The organism is Corallococcus sp. BB11-1, assembly GCF_026626625.1.
In the GTDB taxonomy this organism is placed as follows: Bacteria; Myxococcota; Myxococcia; order Myxococcales; family Myxococcaceae; genus Corallococcus; species Corallococcus soli.
The window spans coordinates 298,104-317,697 of record NZ_JAPNJY010000022.1 but is presented as its reverse complement, the minus strand read 5'-3'; the positions used below and the strand labels follow the sequence as shown (position 1 = coordinate 317,697).

General features: G+C 72.3%; 16 protein-coding genes. 9 read left to right on the top strand and 7 right to left on the bottom strand.

Annotated features, from left to right (window positions below; genetic code table 11):
- The first annotated feature begins 47 nt into the window (after window positions 1-47).
- The 5 genes from OV207_RS17985 (at window position 48) to OV207_RS17965 (ending at window position 6,881) form a co-directional block, all read left to right on the top strand.
- Window positions 48-1,097: a phytoene/squalene synthase family protein gene (locus OV207_RS17985; RefSeq protein WP_193347622.1), complete on the top strand. Its 1,050-nt coding sequence runs from the start codon at window positions 48-50 to the stop codon at window positions 1,095-1,097.
- A complete protein-coding gene (locus OV207_RS17980) occupies window positions 1,097-3,028 on the top strand; it encodes a 2,3-oxidosqualene cyclase (protein WP_267556472.1) in 1,932 nt (643 codons plus the stop codon). Before OV207_RS17985 ends, OV207_RS17980 begins: the two co-directional genes overlap by 1 nt.
- A gap of 95 nt (window positions 3,029-3,123) precedes the next feature.
- The gene (locus OV207_RS17975; protein ID WP_267556390.1) at window positions 3,124-4,428 is read left to right on the top strand and encodes a phytoene desaturase family protein; all 1,305 of its coding nucleotides are present in this window, start codon (window positions 3,124-3,126) and stop codon (window positions 4,426-4,428) included.
- Window positions 4,429-4,432: 4 nt separating this feature from the next.
- Window positions 4,433-5,392, top strand: coding sequence for a sigma-70 family RNA polymerase sigma factor (locus tag OV207_RS17970; protein ID WP_267556389.1), 960 nt, complete (start codon window positions 4,433-4,435; stop codon window positions 5,390-5,392).
- 91 nt (window positions 5,393-5,483) lie between these two features.
- Entirely contained in the window at window positions 5,484-6,881 is a 1,398-nt protein-coding gene (locus tag OV207_RS17965; RefSeq protein ID WP_267556388.1) for a hypothetical protein, read from the top strand.
- 21 nt (window positions 6,882-6,902) lie between these two features.
- Here OV207_RS17965 and OV207_RS17960 read toward each other — a convergent pair whose 3' ends face one another.
- Both OV207_RS17960 and OV207_RS17955 read right to left on the bottom strand, forming a co-directional pair.
- Window positions 6,903-7,409 (bottom strand): DUF1993 domain-containing protein, encoded by a 507-nt coding sequence (locus OV207_RS17960; RefSeq protein WP_193347626.1) that lies wholly within the window; start codon window positions 7,407-7,409, stop codon window positions 6,903-6,905.
- 104 nt (window positions 7,410-7,513) lie between these two features.
- A complete protein-coding gene (locus OV207_RS17955; protein ID WP_267556387.1) occupies window positions 7,514-8,104 on the bottom strand; it encodes a hypothetical protein in 591 nt (196 codons plus the stop codon).
- A gap of 238 nt (window positions 8,105-8,342) precedes the next feature.
- On the opposite strand from OV207_RS17955, the gene OV207_RS17950 reads away from it, so the two are divergent.
- A complete protein-coding gene (locus OV207_RS17950; protein WP_193347628.1) occupies window positions 8,343-9,146 on the top strand; it encodes a LytR/AlgR family response regulator transcription factor in 804 nt (267 codons plus the stop codon).
- A 3-nt stretch (window positions 9,147-9,149) separates the two neighbouring features.
- Here OV207_RS17950 and OV207_RS17945 read toward each other — a convergent pair whose 3' ends face one another.
- On the bottom strand, window positions 9,150-11,291 hold the full coding sequence (locus OV207_RS17945) for a BTAD domain-containing putative transcriptional regulator (RefSeq protein ID WP_267556386.1): 2,142 nt from the start codon (window positions 11,289-11,291) through the stop codon (window positions 9,150-9,152).
- Between the two features lie 161 nt (window positions 11,292-11,452).
- Complete coding sequence (locus OV207_RS17940; protein WP_267556385.1) at window positions 11,453-12,307, bottom strand: helix-turn-helix transcriptional regulator; 855 nt, start codon at window positions 12,305-12,307, stop codon at window positions 11,453-11,455.
- Here OV207_RS17940 and OV207_RS17935 point away from each other — a divergent pair.
- Together OV207_RS17935 and OV207_RS17930 are read left to right on the top strand one after the other, a co-directional pair.
- On the top strand, window positions 12,306-12,743 hold the full coding sequence (locus tag OV207_RS17935; protein WP_267556384.1) for a hypothetical protein: 438 nt from the start codon (window positions 12,306-12,308) through the stop codon (window positions 12,741-12,743). The genes OV207_RS17940 and OV207_RS17935 overlap by 2 nt on opposite strands.
- Window positions 12,744-12,890: 147 nt before the next feature.
- A complete protein-coding gene (locus tag OV207_RS17930; protein WP_267556383.1) occupies window positions 12,891-16,598 on the top strand; it encodes a VIT domain-containing protein in 3,708 nt (1,235 codons plus the stop codon).
- Window positions 16,599-16,734: 136 nt separating this feature from the next.
- On the opposite strand, the gene OV207_RS17925 is transcribed toward OV207_RS17930, so the two are convergent.
- Window positions 16,735-17,592: a haloalkane dehalogenase gene (locus OV207_RS17925; RefSeq protein WP_267556382.1), complete on the bottom strand. Its 858-nt coding sequence runs from the start codon at window positions 17,590-17,592 to the stop codon at window positions 16,735-16,737.
- 151 nt (window positions 17,593-17,743) lie between these two features.
- On the opposite strand from OV207_RS17925, the gene OV207_RS17920 reads away from it, so the two are divergent.
- A complete protein-coding gene (locus tag OV207_RS17920) occupies window positions 17,744-18,664 on the top strand; it encodes a LysR family transcriptional regulator (RefSeq protein WP_267556381.1) in 921 nt (306 codons plus the stop codon).
- A 57-nt stretch (window positions 18,665-18,721) separates the two neighbouring features.
- Here OV207_RS17920 and OV207_RS17915 read toward each other — a convergent pair whose 3' ends face one another.
- Both OV207_RS17915 and OV207_RS17910 read right to left on the bottom strand, forming a co-directional pair.
- Window positions 18,722-19,216 (bottom strand): SRPBCC family protein, encoded by a 495-nt coding sequence (locus OV207_RS17915; protein ID WP_267556380.1) that lies wholly within the window; start codon window positions 19,214-19,216, stop codon window positions 18,722-18,724.
- Window positions 19,213-19,572, bottom strand: a complete 360-nt coding sequence (locus OV207_RS17910) for an ArsR/SmtB family transcription factor (protein WP_267556379.1) — start codon at window positions 19,570-19,572, stop codon at window positions 19,213-19,215. Before OV207_RS17910 ends, OV207_RS17915 begins: the two co-directional genes overlap by 4 nt.
- Between the last annotated feature and the right edge of the window lie 22 nt (window positions 19,573-19,594).

Here is a 19,594-nt window from a genome sequence, read left to right as displayed (position 1 = left end):
TGAGAGCTAGTCATTGAAGTGTCACGCCGCATACAGAGGAGGCGAGCATGGCTGTTTCAGGAGAGGCGTTCTGCCGTACGCAGCTGCCCCGGGTCTCCCGGACGTTCGCGTTGAACATCCCACTGCTGCCCGAGCCCCTGGACCTGGCCGTGACGGTGGCCTACCTGCTGTGCCGCATCGCGGACACGCTGGAGGACGAGGCCCCCGGGGCGCTCCAGCAGGGATTGCTGGACGAGCTGGCGGTCCTGGTGGAGCTGGGGCCGGACTGGGAGGCCCGCGCCCGCGCCTTCGCTCGCGGGGCGGAGCTTGCCCTGCGCGAGGAGGCCCCCGTCGCGGAGGCGGAGCTGCTGGCGGGGACGCCCACGGTGCTGGAGACCCTGGCCTCGCTCCCCTCCTGGGTCCATCCCCACGTCGCGCGGTGCGTGCGCACGATGACGGGCGGAATGAAATACATCCAACGGCGATACGGGGGCGGCGGCCGTGTCGAGGGCCTGCCCGACCTCCAGGCGACGTTCATGTATTGTTATTACGTCGCGGGGGTGGTGGGGGAGATGCTGACCGGCCTCTTCATCGCCTCCTCGCCGCGGGTCGCCGCGCGCCAGGACGCGCTCGCCCCACGGGCGCTTGCCTTTGGCCGCGCGTTGCAGCTCACCAACATCCTGAAGGACGTGCGCGAGGACCTGGACCGGGGCAGTTGCTGGCTGCCCAGGGACCGCATGGCGGCGCACGGGCTGGAGCCTGGGACGCTCGCGCTGCCGGGCCACCGCGCGCGGGCGGTCGCGCTGATGGGGGAGCTGGTGCGGGTGGCGCGAGGGGAGCTGGAGGTCGCGCTGGAATACGCCCTGGCGCTGCCAGCCGGAGAGCCGGGGCTGCGGCTGTTCTGTCTCTATCCGCTCTTCTTCGCGGTGGAGACGCTCAACACGCTGGAGGGCAACCCCGCGGTGTTCGACCCCGAGCCGGTGAAGATGGGCCGGGAGTCGGTGCTCCGGGTGATGCTGCTCACGCAGGAGCGCGTGGCGTCGGATGAGGCGCTGCGGGCGCTCTACGCGCAGTGTTCGCGCATGTCCTCCCCCGAGCCGGTGGAGGTGATGACGTGATGGCGCGGGCCCGCGACGTGCTCCGCCGGACGCAGGAGGTGGATGGCTCCTGGAAGGGCGACTACGGGGGGCCGCTCTTCCTGAGCCCCATGTACGTGGCCGGGCTGTATGTGATGGGGCGGGCCCCGGAGGCGCGCGTCCGGGACGGGATGCTCGCCCACCTGCGCGCCCACCAGAACGCGGACGGGGGCTGGGGGCTGGACGAGGAGTCGCCCAGCCTCGTCTTCACGACGGTGCTCAACTACGTGGCGCTGCGGCTGCTGGGCGTCGCCGCCCACGACGGGGACCTGCTCCGCGCGCGGGCGTGGTTCCTGCCCCGGGGGGGCGCCCTGGGCAGCGGCTCCTGGGGGAAGTTCATCCTCGCCCTGCTGGGGCTCTACGCCTACGACGGGCTTGCGCCCCTTCCTCCCGAAGCGTGGCTGTTGCCGCGAGCGCTGCCGTTCCATCCGTCGCGGCTGTGGTGCCATTGCCGCATGGTGTACCTGCCCATGGGCTGGCTCTACGGGCGCCGGGCCCGCGCGGCGGAGACGCCCCTGCTGGCCGAGCTGCGGCGCGAGCTGTATCCCATGCCCTACGCGGAGGTGGACTGGGAGGCCGCGCGCACCCGGGTGGCGCCCTCGGATGCCTACACGCCCCGGAGCGTGTGGCTGCGCGCCGTGAACCGCGTGCTCGGCCTCCACGAGCGGCTCCACTCGAAGCGGCTGCGCGCCCGCGCGCTGGACGAGTGCCTGGAGTTGATTCGCGGGGAGGACGAGGCCACGCATCACCTCTGCATCGGGCCCATCAACAAGGTGCTCAACGCCGTGGTGTGGCACCTGGCCCGGCCGGAGGGGCCGGAGGTGCGGGCGCACCTGGAGCGCCTGCCGGACTACCTCCAGCACTGCCCTGACGGGGTGAAGCTCAACGGCTACAACTCCTCCCAGCTCTGGGACACCGCCTTCGCGGTGCAGTCGCTGGTGGCCTCGGGGCAGGTGGACGGTGCTCGGGACACGCTGGCGCGCGCGGGCCGCTTCCTGGAGGCGGAGCAGGTGCTGGAGGACTCGCCGTGCGCCGCGCGCAACCACCGGCATCCGAGCCGGGGCGGGTGGCCCTTCAGCACGCGCGCCCATGGCTGGCCCATCAGCGACTGCACCGCGGAGGCCGTGAAGGCGTGTCTGTTGTTGGAGCCGCTCGGGCTCAACCGCGTCCCCCACGCGCGGCTGGCGCAGGCGGTGGGGTTCATCCTCTCGCTGCAGAACCGTGACGGCGGGTGGGCCACCTACGAAAGACAGCGGGGGCCGCGCTGGCTGGAGCGCTTCAATCCCTCGGACGTGTTCGCCGACATCATGGTGGACGCAAGCTTCGTGGAGTGCACGTCGGCCTGCGTGCAGGCGCTGCTGGCATGGAGCAGGGCCCATCCGGAGGCGCGGGTGGGGCGGCCCATCGCGCGGGGCCTGGACTTCCTGCGCCGCGCGCAGCGCGCGGACGGGAGCTGGGAGGGCTCCTGGGGCGTGTGCTTCAGCTATGGCACCTGGTTCGCGGTGACGGGGCTGGTGGCCGGTGGCATGAAGCCCGGAGACCCGGTGCTGCGCCGGGCCGCGGCGTTCCTCCAGGCCCACCAGCGCGAGGATGGCTCCTGGAGCGAGACCGTCCAGAGCTGTCGTGAACGCCGCTGGGTGGACGGCCCCACGGGGCACGCGGTGACGACGTCCTGGGCCTTGATGACGCTGGTCGCCACCGGAAACGGGGACTCGGTGGCGGCGCAGCGGGGCGGGGCCTGGCTCCGCGCGAGGCAGGGCGCGGATGGGCGGTGGCCCCCCGAGCCCATGGCGGGTGTGTTCAACCGCTCCTGCGCCATCCACTACGACGCCTACCTGCGAGTCTTCCCCCCGTGGGCGCTGTCCCTGGTGATGCACAGCGACTGCATCCGCGCCGCGGGGGTCGGGAGCTGAGGCTCCGTGCCCGGGGGCTGTAACCTTTCGCTGCCCTCCGTCGTGGTGCCCGTTGAGACCCTGGAGCTTCCCGGGCACGCGAATGGAGGACGGGCATGCAGGCGATGAAGGTGGCGGTGGTGGGCGGTGGACTGGGCGGCCTCACGGCCGCGGCGCTGCTGGCGCGCGGTGGCTGTGACGTGACGCTGTTCGAGCGCTCGAAGCACCTGGGCGGGCGGGCCCAGACGTCGGAGGTGGAGGGCTTCCGCTTCAACCTGGGCCCGCATGCGCTGTACCGGGCGGGCGCGGCCCTGCGCGTGCTGGGGCGGCTGGGGGTGAAGCCCCAGGGCGACATCCCGGCGCAGACCGGCGGTTATGCGCTGCGCGCGGGCCGGCTGCACACGCTGCCCCGGGGGCCGGTGTCGCTCATGACGACGGACGTGCTGTCCCTGGCGGGGAAGCTGGAGGTGGCGCGGCTGCTGGCGGGGCTTGGCCGCATCGACACGGACGTGCTGGGCTCCCTGTCCACGCGCGAGTGGCTGGACACCCGCCTCGCCCGGGAGGACAGCCGGGCGCTGCTCGCGGCCCTGGTGCGGGTGGCCACGTACTGCGCGGACCTCACGGCGCTCAGCGCGCAGGCGGCGGTGAGGCAGGTCCAGGCCGCGACCGCCGCCAACGTGCTGTACGTGGACGGCGGGTGGAGCACCCTGGTGGAGGCGGTGGCGCTCCAGGCCCGCGAGGCTGGAGCCCGGCTGGAGCTGTCCACGCGCGTGGCGGCCGTCGTCCTCCGGGAGGGAGGCGGCCGGGTGGAGGGCGTGCGGCTCGCGGACGGCACGGTGCGCGCCGTGGACGCGGTGGTGGTGGCGGGGGGCCCGGCGGAGGTGGCGGCGCTGGTGCCCGGGGACGCGGCGCTCGCGCGGGACGCACAGGAGGCGGTGCCGGTGAAGGCGGCGACGCTGGAGCTGGGGCTGTCGGGGCTGCCCAGGCCGGACGCCCTGTTCGCGCTCGGGGTGGACGGGCCATGGTACGCGTCGGTGCACTCGGCCTCCGCGAGGCTGGCGCCGGAGGGAGGCGCGATGATTCACGTGGCGAAGTACCTGGGCGGTTCGGACGCGGCGCCGAAGGAGGCGGAGCTGGAAGCGGTCATGGACGCGCTCCAGCCCGGCTGGCGCGCCCGGGTGGTGGCGCGGCGCTTCCGTCCCGCGCTCACCGTCAGCGAAGGCCTGCCCCTGGCGGCGAAGGGCGGCCTGGCGGGGCGCCCCACCGTGGAGGTGCCGCACCTGGGCGGGCTGTACCGGGTGGGGGACTGGGTGGGCGGGGAGGGGATGCTCGCGGACGCGGCCCTGGCGAGCGCCGAGGCGGTGGAGCGCGCCCTGCTGCAAGGCACGGTGGCGCCACGGCGCCGCGCGGTGGGGGCGTAGCGGGATGGACGCCCGGGCGCGAGCGGCGCTGGCGGAAGCAGCCCGCGAGCATGAGTCCTTCCTCTGGGGGCTCTGCTACCGGATGACGGGCGTGGCGGCGGACGCGGACGACCTGGTGCAGGAGGTCCATGCGCGCGCCCTCGCGAACCCGCCGGAGCGGCTGGACACGCTGCGCCCGTGGCTCACGCGGGTGGCGGTGAACCTGGCCAGGGACCTGCTGCGCCGCCGCCGCCGGGAGGGCTACGTGGGCCCCTGGTTGCCCTCGCCCTTGGAGACGGGGGACGAGGAAGCGCCGCCGTCGGTGGAGGCGAGGCTCCCGGGAGGCGGCTCGACGGAGGGACGCTACGAATTGCTGGAGAGCGTGTCCTTCGCCTTCCTGCTGGCGCTGGAGGCGCTGTCGCCCAGGCAGCGGGCGGTGCTGCTGTTGCGCGACGTCTTCGACTACTCGGTGCGCGAGGTGGCGGAGGCCCTGCGCATGAGCGAGGCGAACGTGAAGGTGGTGCACCACCGCGCGCGGGCGGCGATGGACGCGTACGACAAGGAGCGCTGCGTGCCCACGCGGGACCTGCGGGAGCGCTCACGGGCCGCGCTGGAGGGCTTCCTGGGCGCGCTGCTGACGGGGGACGTCGCGGCGGCGGAGTCGCTGCTGGCCTCGGACGTCCGGGCGCTGTCGGACGGTGGCGGCCAGATGCGGGCCGCGCTCGTGCCGGTGGTCGGCGCGCAGCGGGTGCTTCTCTTCTTCCGCCGGCTGCTGGAGCTGCGGGGCGCGCCCCTGGCGGTGGAGTCGCGGATGCTCAACGGGCTGCCCGCGGTGGTCGCGGTGTTCGACGCGGCGAAGGACCCGCTGCTCGCCGTGCGCACGGTCCTCCGCGTGGAGCTGGACGCGAGCGGGCGGATAAAAGAGCTGCACTCGGTGCTGGCGGACCGGAAGCTCGTGGGCGTGCGCATGCCCGTCCCTGGCTGAGCGCCCGAGCGTCGATTCCCTAGACCTTCTGGAATGCCCGTCCGTTGACGGGGGGCTGTGAATGCAGTCCCCCCGAAAAGGATGTCGAGCGATGCTGAAGACGCGGTTGTTCCCCGGCGTGTTGATGTGGAGTGGTCTGTCGTTGTTCGCCGCCTGCGCCCCCGAGCCCCGGCCCGTCGAGGTCATCTCCTCTCACAGGCCCGGAGACGTGGCGCTGCTCATCGAGCGGGAGGGGGGCGCGGGCCCCTACGTGGAGGGGACGCCGGAGCGCTTCCGCATCGTCGCCTCGGGAGAGGCCTTCAAGTCGGTGCGCTGGAGCACCGACGCCGGGGTCCTCGCGTCCGACGTGGATCAGGTCACCTGGACGCTGCCCCCGGCGGGAACGGCGTCCCTGTCCGTCTCCGTGGAGACGGAGTCCGGGAAGACGGCGCAGGGGGCCTTCCACTTCAGCGTGGTGGCCGCTCCGCTCGCCACCAGCGCGGTCATCGACCCGGGGCCGGACGTCACGGGCAGCGTCTGCGAGCTCGCGTTCGACGACGCGGGCAAGGGGCACGTCGTCTACACGAACGACACCCACAACACCCTCTGGTACGCGAGCTGGGACGGCACGACGTGGACGAGGGAGCAGATTGACGGTCCCGGCTTCAACACCGGGGGCATGTTCATCACGAAGCCCGTGCTGGCGCTCGACGCGGCGACGGGCACGCCGCATGTCGGCTATCTCAAGAGCACCGGTCCTCTCACGGCCGCCACGTTCCGCGTCGGCTATGCCGCGCGCGTCAATGGCGCCTGGATTCGCGAGGCGGTGGACGCCACGCCGGTGACCCGCCTGGGCCTCGCGCTCAACCCCGCGCAGGGACAGCAACCGACCCTCGTCACCGCCAACTCCGTCGGGACCCTCCGGATCGCGACCCGGACGGGAGCCAACACCTGGGGCAGCTTGTCGCTGGGTGTCCCCAATGCCTTCCTCACGGGAGACCCGGTCTTCGACGCGACCGGCGCGCTGTACGTCATGACGAACCAGGTGGGGACCACCGTCCCGTCCAACCACCTGCGGGTCATCCGCGGCTCGGCCGTGGACTCCTTCAAGGTGAGGGATACGGGCGCCGGCTTCACCAACACCTGGAACTCGCTCGTCTGGGGGCAGGGCCCGCACCTGCTCGTGATGGTCAGCGGCATCCTTGAAGGAGAGCGGGCCGCCATCGATGACGTCACGGTGGGCACGCCCCTGTCGGCCAGCACCGTGAGCTCCTCACCGGTCTCCTACAAGTACAATGCCTCCGACCTGGCCTACGGTGGGGGCAAGCCGGTCGCCGTCCTGCGCAACGGGACGGCGATGGAGCTCACCACGCCGGACGCGCAGGGGTTCTGGACGTATACCCAGCTGGGGACGGTGGATGACGCCACGCGCCCGAGCGTGGCCATCCGCCCCACGGATGGCGCGCCGCACGTCTGCTACCAGCGGGACGGCAAGGTGAGCTTCCAGTAGCCGTCCGCCGCGTTGGAGGTCTCAGGGGGCGCGCATGCTGAGCGTCCCCAGGTAGTCCGCCTTGCCCAGGCTGACGCCGTTGTGGCGCAGCAGCGCGTACACGTGGGTGGTGTGGAAGAAGAAGTTGGGGACCGCGTACTCCAGCAGGAAGTCCGCGCCGCTCATCACCTTGCCCTCCCAGCGGGGCTGGGTGATGACGCGCTCGGCGGCCCCTTCGAAGTCCCTGGCGGTGAAGCCGTCCAGGTAGGCAATCACCGACCGGACGCGGGCCACCAGCTGCTCCAGGGTCTGCTCCGTGTCGGGGTGGGTGGGGGCCTCCTTGCCGGTCAGCCGTGACGCCCCGAGCTTCGCGGAGTCACAGGCGATCTGCACCTGCCGGGAGAAGGGGAGCTGGTCGGGCGCCAGCCGCAACCCGAGGTAGACGTTCGGGTCGAAGGACTTCGCCTTGGCGTGGCTCGCGGCCGTCTCCAGCCACGCGTTGAGCTGCCCGAGCATCTTCTTCATCTGGGAAAAGGTCTGGAAGTACATGGCGCGCAACCTAACCGCCGGCCTTCCAGTCCACCACCTGAACTGCGGCATCCGGGCCCGGGAGGGTCCGGATGCCGCCCGTCACGCCCCCGTCACGCCTGACGTCAGAAGGTGATCGTCAGGTCATGCAGAACCGCCGAACACCCCGTCCGACTCCCCGCCTCGTCACCGCTCGTGTCGCCCACGCAGGTGAGGTTCTGCACGATGCGCGTGTTCGAGGTGAGCTGCGGGAAGAACCAGGCGTCCAGCGAGTGCCCCATGTCCGTGTATTCGAAGTGGAACTCCGGTCCATTCGCGGAGTACTGGCTGAACGGCCAGGGCGTCGGCGAGATGCTCACGATGGGGCTCGTGGTGGTGGCGATGTGGTAGAACTGATCACCGTGCACCTTGGTGGTCCCGCCCACCTCGTGACCCCAGATGCGCATGGCGACCCACAGCTCATTGCCGTTGCGCACCTCCATCTCGAAGTCGATGTCCATCTTCGGCCCGTTGCCGGCGAAGTCCTCGTCCCCGCCCGTCTTCGGCGGGACGTAGAAGCCCAGCGGGAAGTCGTTGATGGTGATGGTGCTCAGCCCCTGCTGGACGGTGCCTGGCGCTTCAGCGGGCGCCGTGGACGGCTCAAGGGTTTCGGGGCCGCAGCCTCCAAGCATCAGCGAGGCAGCCGGGACGGCGTAGGACACGAATCGACGCAGCATGGTGACTCCAGACAGCGAATGGGAAGCGTTGGACGGCCGGACCGCGCCTCCCGCGGTGCGTCCGCCACCCCGGTGGACCGGAGCGCCGTGAGGACTACCGGGATTGACAGACATGGACCATCGCCGTGCCGCCAGTGGCTCCATGCGTGTGACGAAGCGGCCCATTGCATCCGTGAACAGGACATTGACCGCAGGGCGGCGGCCGGGCCGTCAGGCATTGAAGAGAGGCTGGGGGACGATGGTCGTTCGAGAGGAGTTGTACGGGTCCGCGCCCATGCGCGTCATGGTGGTGGATGGTGAGCCGGAGAGCCGGCGGCTCGTGGGGGCGGTGCTGGACGCGGACGCCGAGCTGGTCGTCGCGGGCGTCCACGAAGGCGGGGGCCGGGCCGTGGAGGCCCTGCGGCGCGAGCCCGTGGACATCCTCTTCCTGGATGTGTCCCTGGAGGACCTGGATGGCTTCCAGGTGCTCCGCGAGGCAGGGAGCACGTGCGCGGGCGCCGTCGTCTTCATGACCGCCAGGCAGGAGCACGCGCTCCAGGCGTTCGAGGCGCGCGCGCTGGACTACGTCCTCAAGCCCCTGGTGCCGGAGCGCTTCGTCCAGGTGCTGGACCGGGCGAAGGAGCACGTGCGCCGGGGGCGCATCCAGCACCTGGTGCGGCAGCTCGCGGGCATGGTGGAGACGCTGCCCGGCCCCCACCGCGCCCCGCGCTACCTGGAGCGGCTGGTCATCCGGGAGGTGGGCCGGGTGACGTTGCTCTGCGTGGAGGACGTGGACTGGATGGCGGCGGAGGACAACTACGTCCAGGTGCACGCGGGCGCCCGGAGCTACCTGGTGCGCCAGCCCTTGAGGGACCTGGAGGCCCGGTTGGATCCGGAGCGGTTCGTCCGCATCCACCGCTCCACCCTCATCAACCTCCAGCGCGTGCAGGAGCTCCGCCCGCTGCTCCACGGGGAGTACCAGGTCATCCTGAGGGATCGCACCACGCTGAAGCTCAGCCGGGGCTACCGCGAGCGCCTGGACACGCTGCTGGCCCAGGGCTGACGGCTACCGCGTCCTCCCGGCGGGAGCCCGGGAGGACCAGGCCGGCGGGACGTGGGGGCCGGCGGCGGAGGCCTGGAGGCGGCAGCGCGCTTCGGCGGCCCGCGCCCGCACGGCGTCCTCCAGCTGGCCCGTGGCCACCATGAGGGCGGCGGCCCGGGCGTAGTGGTCCGCCGCCTGCTCCGGTGGCAGCACCTGTTCATCCGAGTGCGCGGACGCCAGCAGGTGCGGCAGTCCCCGCTCCACGCGCCCCGCTTCAATCCAGTGGTGGGCCAGGAGGATGGCGGGGGCCGCGTCCTCCTCCAGCGCCGTGGCGAGCCGGCCGTGCAGCGCCCGCTCCTCCCCGGGCACCATCCCGGCCCGCACGGCCTCCATCACCAGGTCGTGGCTGAAGCGCTCTCCCAACAAGATCTGCGCCGACTCCAGCTCCACGAGCGCTTCGTGCGCGGCCGCCGCCGTCACCTGGAGCACCCGGGGCACGAGCGACGTGCGGAAGAAGGCGCCCGCCAGCGCCGCCAGCCGGGCGCACTGGAGCGCCAGCGCGGACAGCCGCTCCAGCCGCAACTGGATGAGGGGCCCCACCCGGTCCGGAGGCGGCAGCCGCTGGGGCCAGTCCCGGAGCAGCGAGTCCGTCTCCAGCAGGTGCTTCAGGGTCTCCACCACGTACAGGGGATTGCCGCCCGTGTAGCGCGTCAGGTTGTCCGCGTGCGCCTCCGCGCCGGGCAGCCCCATGGCCGCCACCATGCGCTTCACCCCCTCGCCCGTCAGCGCCTCCAGCTCCACGACGCGCGCCAGCCCCGCCTCGAGCAGCCGCACCACGTGGGCCCGCGTCGGGGCGGGCAGCTCACCCCGGCGGTAGCAGTCGATGAAGCGAAGGGGCTGGGTGCCCCGGGAGGCGGCTTCGAACATCCGGGGGAGCGCGAAGAAGAAGGACTTGGTGCTGGCCGCGTCCCAGTACTGCACGTCGTCCGCGATGCTGATGTCGTCGTGCTCGTGGAGCAGGTAGAGCGCCACCGCGCCCGCGTCGTAGAAGCGCAGCATCCCGGTCTCGGAGTCCAACGGCGGCAGCAGCCGCGTCTCCCCCAGCTCCGGCAGGATGCGCGACAGCTCGGTGCGCACCCAGTCCGGCAGCTTCACGTCCGGCCAGCGCGCCAGCTGCGTGCGGAAGGCGCGCGCCTGCGAGGCGAACGGCACGTCGCTGTCTCCCTCCCGCCCCTCGACGCGGCCCCAGCGTCCCTTCGCGGTCGCGAACTCCTCCGCCAGCCGCGTCTTGCCGCTGCCGGGGGCGCCGGAGATGAACAGCATCTGGCCCGCCTCCCAGCCGTCCTCCAGCTGCCGCCACGCGGCCTCCCGGCCCACGAGCACCGGCGGGCGCAAGACGGACAGGGGCAGCGCCGTGCGCGGGCTCGCGGTGGGGCGGGGGCGCTGCGTGCCCTTCTCCACCTCCCGCACCAGCGCGAGCGTCTCCGGCAGGGGCGTGACGCCCAGCTCGCGTTCGAGCACGCCGCGCAGCTGTTCGAAGGCCGCGAGCGCCGCGCCCCGGTCTCCCTGCAGGTAGTGCAGGCGGATGAGGTGACGTCCCGCCTGCTCGGACTCGGGCTCCTGCCGCGCCCACGCCTGCGCGAGCCCCAGCGCGGCGCTCCAGTCCCCCCCGGACGTCAGGTGCTCGATTCGCGCCTCGCGCGCCTCACGCACCCAGCCCTCGACGCCCGCGCGGGCCCCGTCCAGCCAGCGCGCGAGCTCCGGGCAGTCATCGAAGTCGAAGCCGGCCAGCAGCGCGCCGCCTTCGGCCCCGACGGACTCCAGGGCCTGGGCATAGGCCCGGACCTCGGTGGTGGACTTCAGGCTGGCCACATCCACGTTCGACGGCGCCACCAATGCCAGCCGTTCGGTGTCGCCCTCCACCAGGGCCTCCCCACCGCTGGCGAGCCGCAGGCGGCGCAGCAGCTGCCGCATGTTGTTGCGCGCCGTGGTGGGAGGCGAATCCGGCCAGAGGAGGGACGCCAGGGAGTGCTTGGACGAAGGCCCCTGCAATCCCAGCCACGCCAGCAGCGCCGCGGCGCGCCGCTCCAACCTCACCCGCTGGCCTTCGGGGCCCCACAGCTGCGCCAGCCCCAGCACCTGCACCCGCCATTGCGTCCCAGCCACCCGCCACCCTCCACGATGTCGCGCCGTCATGCGGCCGTGTTGTGCCCCGGAGTCTACGAGGAGAATGTGCGGCCGATTTCCGCATACTGCGCCAGCCGTGTTTTTCCAGCGTGGGCGTCTGGCAATGGAGTGGCTGGAACTTCCGGGGCGTGGGGCTCCGCTCAGGCGGCCCCTGGCGTGGGCTCCCGGGGCTCGTGGACGCACACCCGCGTCCCGCCCGACAGCACCCGCGAGGGGGCGATCCCGAAGCTCTGCCGGAAGGCCTTGCTCAGGTGCGCGGAGTCCACGAACCCGGCCTCGTGTGCCGCCAGCGTGAGGCTCTCGCCCGCCGCGAACCGCCGGCTGACGTCGCGCAGGCGCTGCCAGGTCCGCAGCTGGCGCGGCGTGACGCCCAGCTCGGCCTGGAAGAGGTGCTGGAGCCGGGAAGGGGAGACCCCCGTGCGCGCGGCCAGCGTGTCGAGCCGCCAGGGCACCCGGGGCTGACGGGAGATCAACGCCGCGGCCTCCTCCACCCGGGCATCGCTTCCGTAGCGCCCAGGAGGCGGCCCCACCTGCCGCGCCACCCACGCCTCGAGTTCCTCCACCGGCAGCTCGCCCGCGAGGATGGCCCCCAGCGCCTCACGCCGCCGCCGGGGGGAGCCCAGCACGAGGACGTTCTCGAAGGAGGGCAGCTCCGCGTGCTCGCAGAGCTGCCGGTGGTCGGCCAGCCCTGGCGTCAGCAGGAGGACGCCCATCAGGGTCTCGCCGCAGTCCAGCTCGTGGAGGCAGCCGGGCGCGACGACGAGGTGCTCCACGGGCCGCCACGGCGCGCCAGCCCGGGCCTCCCGGAACCCGAACCGACCGTCGATTCCCACGAGCAGCGCCGAGCTCGTGTGAGCATGTGCCGCCACGCGTCCCAGCCGCGCGATGGTCAGCACCCGGTCCTCCCATAGGTCGATGCGCGCCTGGAACATCGTCCCAGCGTAGCCGGTTCGTACAAGCTCCGGGGGACGCGCGGCGGCCACACTCGCCCGCATGGACCTCGCACAGAAAATCGCCGTCTTCGCGGCCGGTGGCTTCTTCCTGGCCGGCCTGTCGTTCGGCGTCTGGAAGTACGCCCAGATTGCTCGCAGCCCCAAGGCCCAGGCATCCGCCTATGTCGACATCGCGCACCGGGCCGCGCTGATGTATGCCTTCGCCTGTCTGGTCGTCGAACGCTTCGTCCACCTCAGCGCGCTGGATGCGACCGTGGAGCTCGTCGCGGTCGTCGCGCAGGTGGGCTTCTTCGCGTTCGGGCTCTCGACCTACGTCATCCACGGCCTCCTGCGAGACACCGACAACCAGTTCGCGCGCCCCCACAAGCTCGGACGCGCCGAGCTTCCCCCGGCGTTGATGGTCGCCTCCATGGTCGCGCTCGTCGCGGGTGAGCTCGGTGGCTTCGCGGTGCTGTTCTGGGGCGCGCTCATCGCTTGAGCCAGGGCATGGGGGACGCCCGGGGCGCGCCCTGGCGCACCGGGTCATGGGGCAGGGGCCAGGGGCTTTCGTCATCGCCGGGTCATGGTTGGGTCATGTCCTGGCCGTGGTGCGCCGGCCCGAAGCAGATGGGCTAGCGTTCCCCGCATGTCATGGCACCGCACCTCCTCCCTCCTGCTGTTGTTGGGGTTCCTCGCCGCGGGCTGCAAGCGGGACTCGGACGCCCCTTCGTCCCGGCCCGCCGCGCCAACGGCGCCTCCCGCGCCCTTCGTCCAGGCGGGGCTGGTGGCGCCCGTCACCGCCGCGGGATTGCCGGACACGGGGGAGGTGGACCTCGCGGCGCTGCGCGACTCCGTGGCGGATCCACAAGTGCTCTCCGAACAGCAATTGATGGCGCTCTCGGATCCCCAGGGGCGCTCATCGGATCAACAGGAGCGGGCGGCCCTCCCCGCGTCCAGGGGAGGCACACCCGTGGCGGACGCCGATGAGGCTCCCGGCCTGGGGGAAGAGGAGGCCATGCCCCGGGACGTACCCTCGGACGTGCCGCGCCCCGAGCCGCACGAGCCCCTGGCACTTCAGGCGCCCCGGGCCGCGCGTCCCCAGGCGGCACCCGCTGAGTCCGAGGCGGACGGGTACGCGGAGGGTGCCGCCGGAGGCGTCGTCGGAGGCGTCGTCGGGGGCGTGGTGGGTGGCGTCCTCGGCGGTCAGCTCGCGGGCTCGTCCGGCGCGCCCCCGCCCCCTGCTCCTGCCGCCGGGCCCCCCGTGCTGGAGCAACGTCGGCGCGAGATCATCCAGATCATCAAGGGAGGCGGGGGCTCCGACTCCGACGACGTGGCCCCTGCGCCCGCGAAGAAGGTGGCTTCCACGCCGGACGCCCCCAAGCCGGTGCTCCCGCGCGTGGAGTCCGCCCCGCGCGCCGCCAAGGTGCTGGTGATGAGCGACGACGGTCGCTACCAGCCCCTCAAGGCCCGCGCCATCCGCGTCGTCACGTACATCCAGGGCTCCCGCGCGCGGACGGTGGTGGACCACCTCTTCGAGAACGACACGGGCCGCAACCTGGAGGGCACGTTCTACTACCCGCTGCCCGGTGGCGCGACGGTGGCGGGCTTCGCGCTGTACTCGGGGGCGGTGACGGTGGACACGCCGTCGCTCTTCCAGTCGTCGGACCTGCTGCCGCCGCTGGGCGACGACTCGACGGAGTCCGCGCAGCTCACCGCCTCCGCGCCGCCAGCGCCCCAGGGGGCGAAGCGCTCCTGGGGCGTCATCCAGGAGGCCCGCGTCGTCGAACAGAAGCGCGCCCGGGAAGTCTATGAGGACGTCGTGCGCCGCAACGTGGACCCCGCGCTGCTCGAATGGTCGGGCGCCTCCACCTTCAGCGCGCGCGTCTTCCCGCTGCCCCCGAAGTCCCTCAAGCGCGTCGTCATCGCGTATGAGCAGACGCTCCTCTTCGACGGACAGCGCCTGCGCTACACATGGCCGCTGCCCGTGGGAGCGGGCCCACAGCTGCGCGTCACCGCGCGCGTCCACGTGGACTCCCGGCAGGCGCCGGAGATCACGGTGCAGCCGGACGCTGGCGCCAGGGCCCGCAAGGTCGGCGGCTGGCAGGTCTACGACTTCCCGAAGCTCGCGGGTGACGGGGCGCTGGCGGTGGCCCTGAAGCCGCGCCACGAGGACGCGGACGTGCTGGTGGGCGGGGACGCCGCGGGGCTGCCAGGCCACGCCTTCCACGCGCGGGTGCGACTGCCGGCCCGGCTCACCTCCGGCGAGGAGGGCGCCCCCACGGGCCGCGCGGTGCTGGTGGTGGACACCTCGCTGTCCTCCGAGGACGGCAACGCCTGGGCCATCCAGGCGGCCACGCTGCGCGCGCTCCTGGAGAAGGACCCGACGTTGAAGGAGTACGCGGTGCTCCTCTTCGACGTGCGCCCCCGCTGGCTGCACGGGCCGGGCTTCCGCGCGAACGACGCGAAGCACCGGCAGGAGAGCTTCGCGGAGCTGGAGCGCGTCTTCCTGGAGGGCGCCTCGCACGTGGACGGCGCGCTGGAGGAGCTGGACCGGGCCGGGCGCGAGTGGCTCAAGCCCGCGGCGTCCGGCGAGCGGGTGACGGCCTTCCTGCTCTCCGACGGCAACATCACCTGGGGACAGAGCCGCGTGGACGCGCTCCTGTCCCGGCACCCGTGCGTGGAGTCGCTGCGCTGGGTGACGTACCGCTTCGGCGAGGCCGCGGTGAACACGGAGCTGTTCGACGCGCTGGCGCGCTCCAGCGGCGGGCGCGGGGTGAACGTCCTGTCGGCGGCGGAGGTGGAGTCCGCGGCGAAGGCGCACCGGGCGGCGTCGGTGGTGCTGTCGCGCGTGTCCGTGGTCGGCGCGGACGTGAAGGACCTGGTGGTGGCGGGTAGGCCGCGCCTCGTCTTCCCGGGGCAGGAGCTGCAGGTGGCGGGGCGGCTGCCGGGCAAGGGCGCTCCGGAGCTGGAGGTGGTGACCCAGGCCGGCAACGGGCCGGAGCGGACGCTGCGCATCCCCCTCCCGCTCGACGAGGACAGCGCCTTCGCGCCCCGGGCGTGGGCGGAGCTGTTCGTGTCGCGGCTGGTGTCGCTGGACGACGAACGGCTGGACCGGATGGTGGTGGCGCTCAGCCAGCACTACCGGCTGGCCAACGCGCGCGCGTCCATGCTCGTGCTGGAGTCCGAAGGTGACTACTCACGCTACGCCGTCCGCGACGAGCAGGTGGACCTGGGCAACCTGGAGGCGCTGCGCCGCCGGGAAGAGGACCAGCGCCGGGACAAGCTGCTGGGCATCGCGCTGGACGACGTGCCCGAAACGGGGCTCGCGGTGGTGGCGCGGCTGGCGGAGCAGAAGGCGGCGCTGAAGCCGCTGCTTCAGCGTCAGCCGCTGCGGGACGCGCCGTACGCGGGCGGTGACGCGCGGCTCCAGGCGGAGCTGGACTACCGCAAGGCGCGGCGGGAGAACCGGGACGACGTGATGATCTACGAGACGGTGGCCCGCAGGCGCGCCTTCTCGGGGGACACGTGGGGCGCGGTGCGGGCGCTGTCCTCGCCGGTGGAGCTGCGCTCGCAGGACGCGGAGGCGCTGCGCCTGGTGGGGTACGGCCTGCTGGCGCTGGGGCAGTACCCGGCGGCGGCGGAGCTCTTCGAGCACGTGCGGCTCAGCCGTCCCTTCGAGGCGCAGGCCTTCCTGGAGGAGGCGCTCGCGCTGGATGCGGCCGGACGCTATTCGGAGGCGGCCCGGAACTACGAAATCGTGCTGGCGCGCCGCTGGAAGCGGCACGGCGGCGAGGTCCGCACGGTGGCGGGCTTCCACTACGCGCGGATGCTGGCGGGCCTGGAGCGGCAGTCCCCGCTCAAGGGAGCGGCCTCCGCGCTGCGAGCGCGCCGCGCCGAGCTGCCCGGACCGGACGGGGTGGCGACGTTCGCGAACGCCCAGCCCATCGACTACCAGCTCACCACGCACTGGAACTCGGACAGCACGGACATCGACCTGTGGGTCATCGAGCCGAACGGGGAGAAGTGCTTCTACCGGCAGAAGGACACGAGGCTGGGCGGGAAGCTGTACTGGGACATCACCGACGGCCTGGGGCCGGAGCTGTACCACGCCCGCAAGGCGGCGCCGGGGCCGTACCACGTGGTGGTGCACTACTACGGCAACAACTCCGCCCGGTACACGGTGCCCACGGCGCTGCTGCTCGTGAGCGACCGGGGCGTCTTCACGGCGGACGACATGGCCCAGCGGCGCTTCCAGGTGCGCATCCTCCCCAAGAACGATGCGCGTCTGTTGCTGCGGCGCGAGGAGCTGGTGGCCATGGGCAAGGACGGCGTGTCGGCGCAGTCCGCGCACTGAGGGCGGCCTACGGCGGTGGCTGGCCGGGCCCATCCCTGCGTGGGGGCCCGGCGGCGCGTGCGTGTCATGGGCCCGCGCTGTCGGGCCTGGAGTCCGCGCCGCGAAGGTGAACCGTGGCGTCAACCGGGCCTGGCGCTCACAGCGCGTGGCGCTCAAGCCAACCACGAACGGCCTGCGCGATCTCCTCCGGCGCGTCTTCAGGCGCGTGGTGTCCCGCCCGGGCCAGTGGGATGATTTCGAGCGCCGGGAGCGTGCTGCGTGCCCACTCGATGATCCTGGGTGCGCTGAGCCCGGTGTCACCGAACGTCAGCAGGAGCGCCGGCTTCGCGGAGCGCGCGAGCCACGCGTCGTAGGCCTCGATCACCGCGGCGACGTCGGCGGGCTCGCTGTCGATGGGGATCTCCCGAGGCCACTGCAGCACCGGCCGGCGCGAGGCCGGGTCGGGGAAGGGGGCGTCATAGACGTCACGGTCGCTCGACGACAGGCCGCGCAGGACGCCGTTCGCGAGCGACCGCGCCAGGAACTCGTTCTTCTCAAGCACCAGCTCCTCGCCAGTCCCAGGCGTGCGCAGCGCGCGGAACAGCTGCTCGCCCTGTGGAGGCCAGTCGCTCCAGTGCATCGGCCGGAGGAACGTCTCGAACACGACCACGCCGCGCACGCGGTTAGGGTGTCGCCGCGCCCAGTCCAGGGCGAGGACACCTCCCCAGTCGTAGCCCACGAGCACGACGTCACGCAGGTCGAGCGCCGCGAACCACGCATCCAGGTACCGCGCGTGATCCGCGAAGCGATAGGGGATGTCGGGCTTGCCCGAGTGCCCCATGCCGATGAGGTCGGGCGCGAGGCACCGGCCGCGGTCGGCGAGCCGTGGAATCACGTTGCGCCAGACATGCGAGGACGTGGGGTTGCCGTGCAGGAACACGATGGGCGAGCCGGCTCCGGATTCACGGTACGCGATGAACGAGTCGAGGACCTGGAGGTGCTGCACCGTGGACATGGGAGTGCTCCGAGGAGGAAGGAGAGAGGGGGAGTGACACGCGATGAGCGCACCCGCGACGAGCCCGCCGAGCAACTTGTGCATGCCCGAATCATGGGTTCGACAAACCCTCCCTGGTAGTGATGATTGGTGAGGTCTAACCTCACGGGCCGTGAGCAATCCCATCACCTCCCTGGACCTCAACCTCCTCGCGATGCTCCACGCCGTGCTCACCGAGGGCAGCGTGGCGCGCGCGGCGAGCAGGCTCCACGTCACGCCGTCCGCGGTCAGCAACGGCCTGGCCCGCCTCCGCTCGGTGCTCGGGGATCCGCTCGTGACGCGCAAGGGTCGCGGCATCGTCCCCACGCCTCGCGCGCTCGCGCTCGCGCCCGCCATCGCGCGCGGCCTGCGTGAGCTGGAGCTCGCGATCCGCGAAGCCTCGTTCGAGCCGACAGGCTGCACGCGCGCCTTCACGCTCGCCGTCGCGGATGCGGGACAGCTCACCTGGGTGCCACGCATCGTCGCGCTGATGACCGAGGAGATGCCCAGGGCGCGCCTCTCGGTGGTTGGCATCGACTCGCTGGTCTCGCTCGGCGACCTGGCGTCGCCCCGGATCGACCTGCACATCGGTCTGGCCGGACGGGGTACGGGGCTGCACCTCCAGCCGTTGTTGGAGGAGCGCACCGTGCTCGTGGCCCGGGGAGGCCATCCCGCGCTGGGGGCACGCGTGTCCGCGCGGGTGCTCGGCACGCTCCGGCATGTCGGCGTGGAGATGGTGCCGGGCAAGGCCTTTCGTGATCTCGTCGGCGCTGCGTACGCGCGCGCGGGCATTCGCCGTGAGGTCGCGGTGACGGTGCCTTCGTTCACGGCCGCCGCGGCGGTCGTGGCATCAACGGATTTCGTCGCGACGCTGCCAGGGTCACTCGTCGCCGCCCAGGGCACACGCCTGGGGGTGCGCGCCGTCAACGCACCGTTCCCGGCACACAGCGTCAAGATCGCGCTGTGCTGGCATGAGCGCACCCATGCCGACCCCGCGGCCGGATACCTGCGCGGGCTTGTCCGGCGCGCGGTCCTGGGGGCGGCAGCGAGCTGATGGCCCTGGCCAGCGGGGGGCCGCAACCCCGGTCGTCACCGCGCTCCAACCCCCGCGTCAGGCCCGTCCATCCAGCCCGCGCTCGGCGAGGGCGGCGAGCTGCTCCGTGACGGTGCCCCACCCGTCGAAGAAGCCCAGCTCCTGGTGCTTGTTCCTGTCGGCGGGGTTCGTGTGCATCACGTGCGCGAGGTACTCCGTCCCCTGCGGATGCTCCCGCAGCGTGATGCTGGCGGTCATGAGGAGGAAGGGGGCCTCGGCGGGCCGCCATCCCCCCGTCAGGGCGTTGGTGAAGACGATCCGCTCCAGCGGGTCCACCGCGAGGAAGCACGCCGTCAGGTGCGGGACGAAGTCACCGCCGTCCTCGCTGAACCGGGTGGCGAAGGCGCCGCCGGGGCGGAGGTCCATCTCCACGACCTTGCAGCGGGCGGGGGCGGGCACCCACCATTGCTCGAAGCTCGCGGGGGTCGTCCAGGCCTTCCAGACCACCGCGCGGGGGGCCTTGATGATCCGTGAAATCGTCAGGTCGAGCTCTGGATTGGGCGAAACGCTCATCTGGGTTCTTCCTTGTCGTGGGCGGTGGTGACGAACTGCTCGAGCCTGTCGGTGCGGCCTTCCCAGAGCGCCCGCTGCGAGGACAGCCACCCTTCGACGGTGGCGAAGGGCTTCTTTTCAAGGGCACACGTCCGGACGCGGCCTTCCTTGTGCGTCCGGATCAATCCACTGCCTTCCAGCAGGTGGATGTGCTTCATGAAGGAGGGCAGCGCCATGTCGAAGGGCGCCGCCAGGTCGCTGATGCTCGCGGGGCCCAGGCCCAGCCGCGCCAGGACGGCGCGACGGGTGGGATCCGCGAGCGCCTGGAAGATGCCGCTCAGCTGCTCCTGATACTGTTCCTTCTGGCTAAGTATCATGACGGGATACTTAGCACAATGG

Coding starts and splice junctions, on each gene's coding strand:
- OV207_RS17985 (WP_193347622.1), top strand. CDS start 48: ATGGCTGTTTCAGGAGAGGCGTTCTGCCGTACGCAGCTGCCCCGGGTC.
- OV207_RS17980 (WP_267556472.1), top strand. CDS start 1,097: ATGGCGCGGGCCCGCGACGTGCTCCGCCGGACGCAGGAGGTGGATGGC.
- OV207_RS17975 (WP_267556390.1), top strand. CDS start 3,124: ATGCAGGCGATGAAGGTGGCGGTGGTGGGCGGTGGACTGGGCGGCCTC.
- OV207_RS17970 (WP_267556389.1), top strand. CDS start 4,433: ATGGACGCCCGGGCGCGAGCGGCGCTGGCGGAAGCAGCCCGCGAGCAT.
- OV207_RS17965 (WP_267556388.1), top strand. CDS start 5,484: ATGCTGAAGACGCGGTTGTTCCCCGGCGTGTTGATGTGGAGTGGTCTG.
- OV207_RS17960 (WP_193347626.1), bottom strand. CDS start 7,409: ATGTACTTCCAGACCTTTTCCCAGATGAAGAAGATGCTCGGGCAGCTC.
- OV207_RS17955 (WP_267556387.1), bottom strand. CDS start 8,104: ATGCTGCGTCGATTCGTGTCCTACGCCGTCCCGGCTGCCTCGCTGATG.
- OV207_RS17950 (WP_193347628.1), top strand. CDS start 8,343: ATGGTCGTTCGAGAGGAGTTGTACGGGTCCGCGCCCATGCGCGTCATG.
- OV207_RS17935 (WP_267556384.1), top strand. CDS start 12,306: ATGGACCTCGCACAGAAAATCGCCGTCTTCGCGGCCGGTGGCTTCTTC.
- OV207_RS17940 (WP_267556385.1), bottom strand. CDS start 12,307: ATGCGGGCGAGTGTGGCCGCCGCGCGTCCCCCGGAGCTTGTACGAACC.
- OV207_RS17930 (WP_267556383.1), top strand. CDS start 12,891: ATGTCATGGCACCGCACCTCCTCCCTCCTGCTGTTGTTGGGGTTCCTC.
- OV207_RS17925 (WP_267556382.1), bottom strand. CDS start 17,592: ATGTCCACGGTGCAGCACCTCCAGGTCCTCGACTCGTTCATCGCGTAC.
- OV207_RS17915 (WP_267556380.1), bottom strand. CDS start 19,216: ATGAGCGTTTCGCCCAATCCAGAGCTCGACCTGACGATTTCACGGATC.
- OV207_RS17910 (WP_267556379.1), bottom strand. CDS start 19,572: ATGATACTTAGCCAGAAGGAACAGTATCAGGAGCAGCTGAGCGGCATC.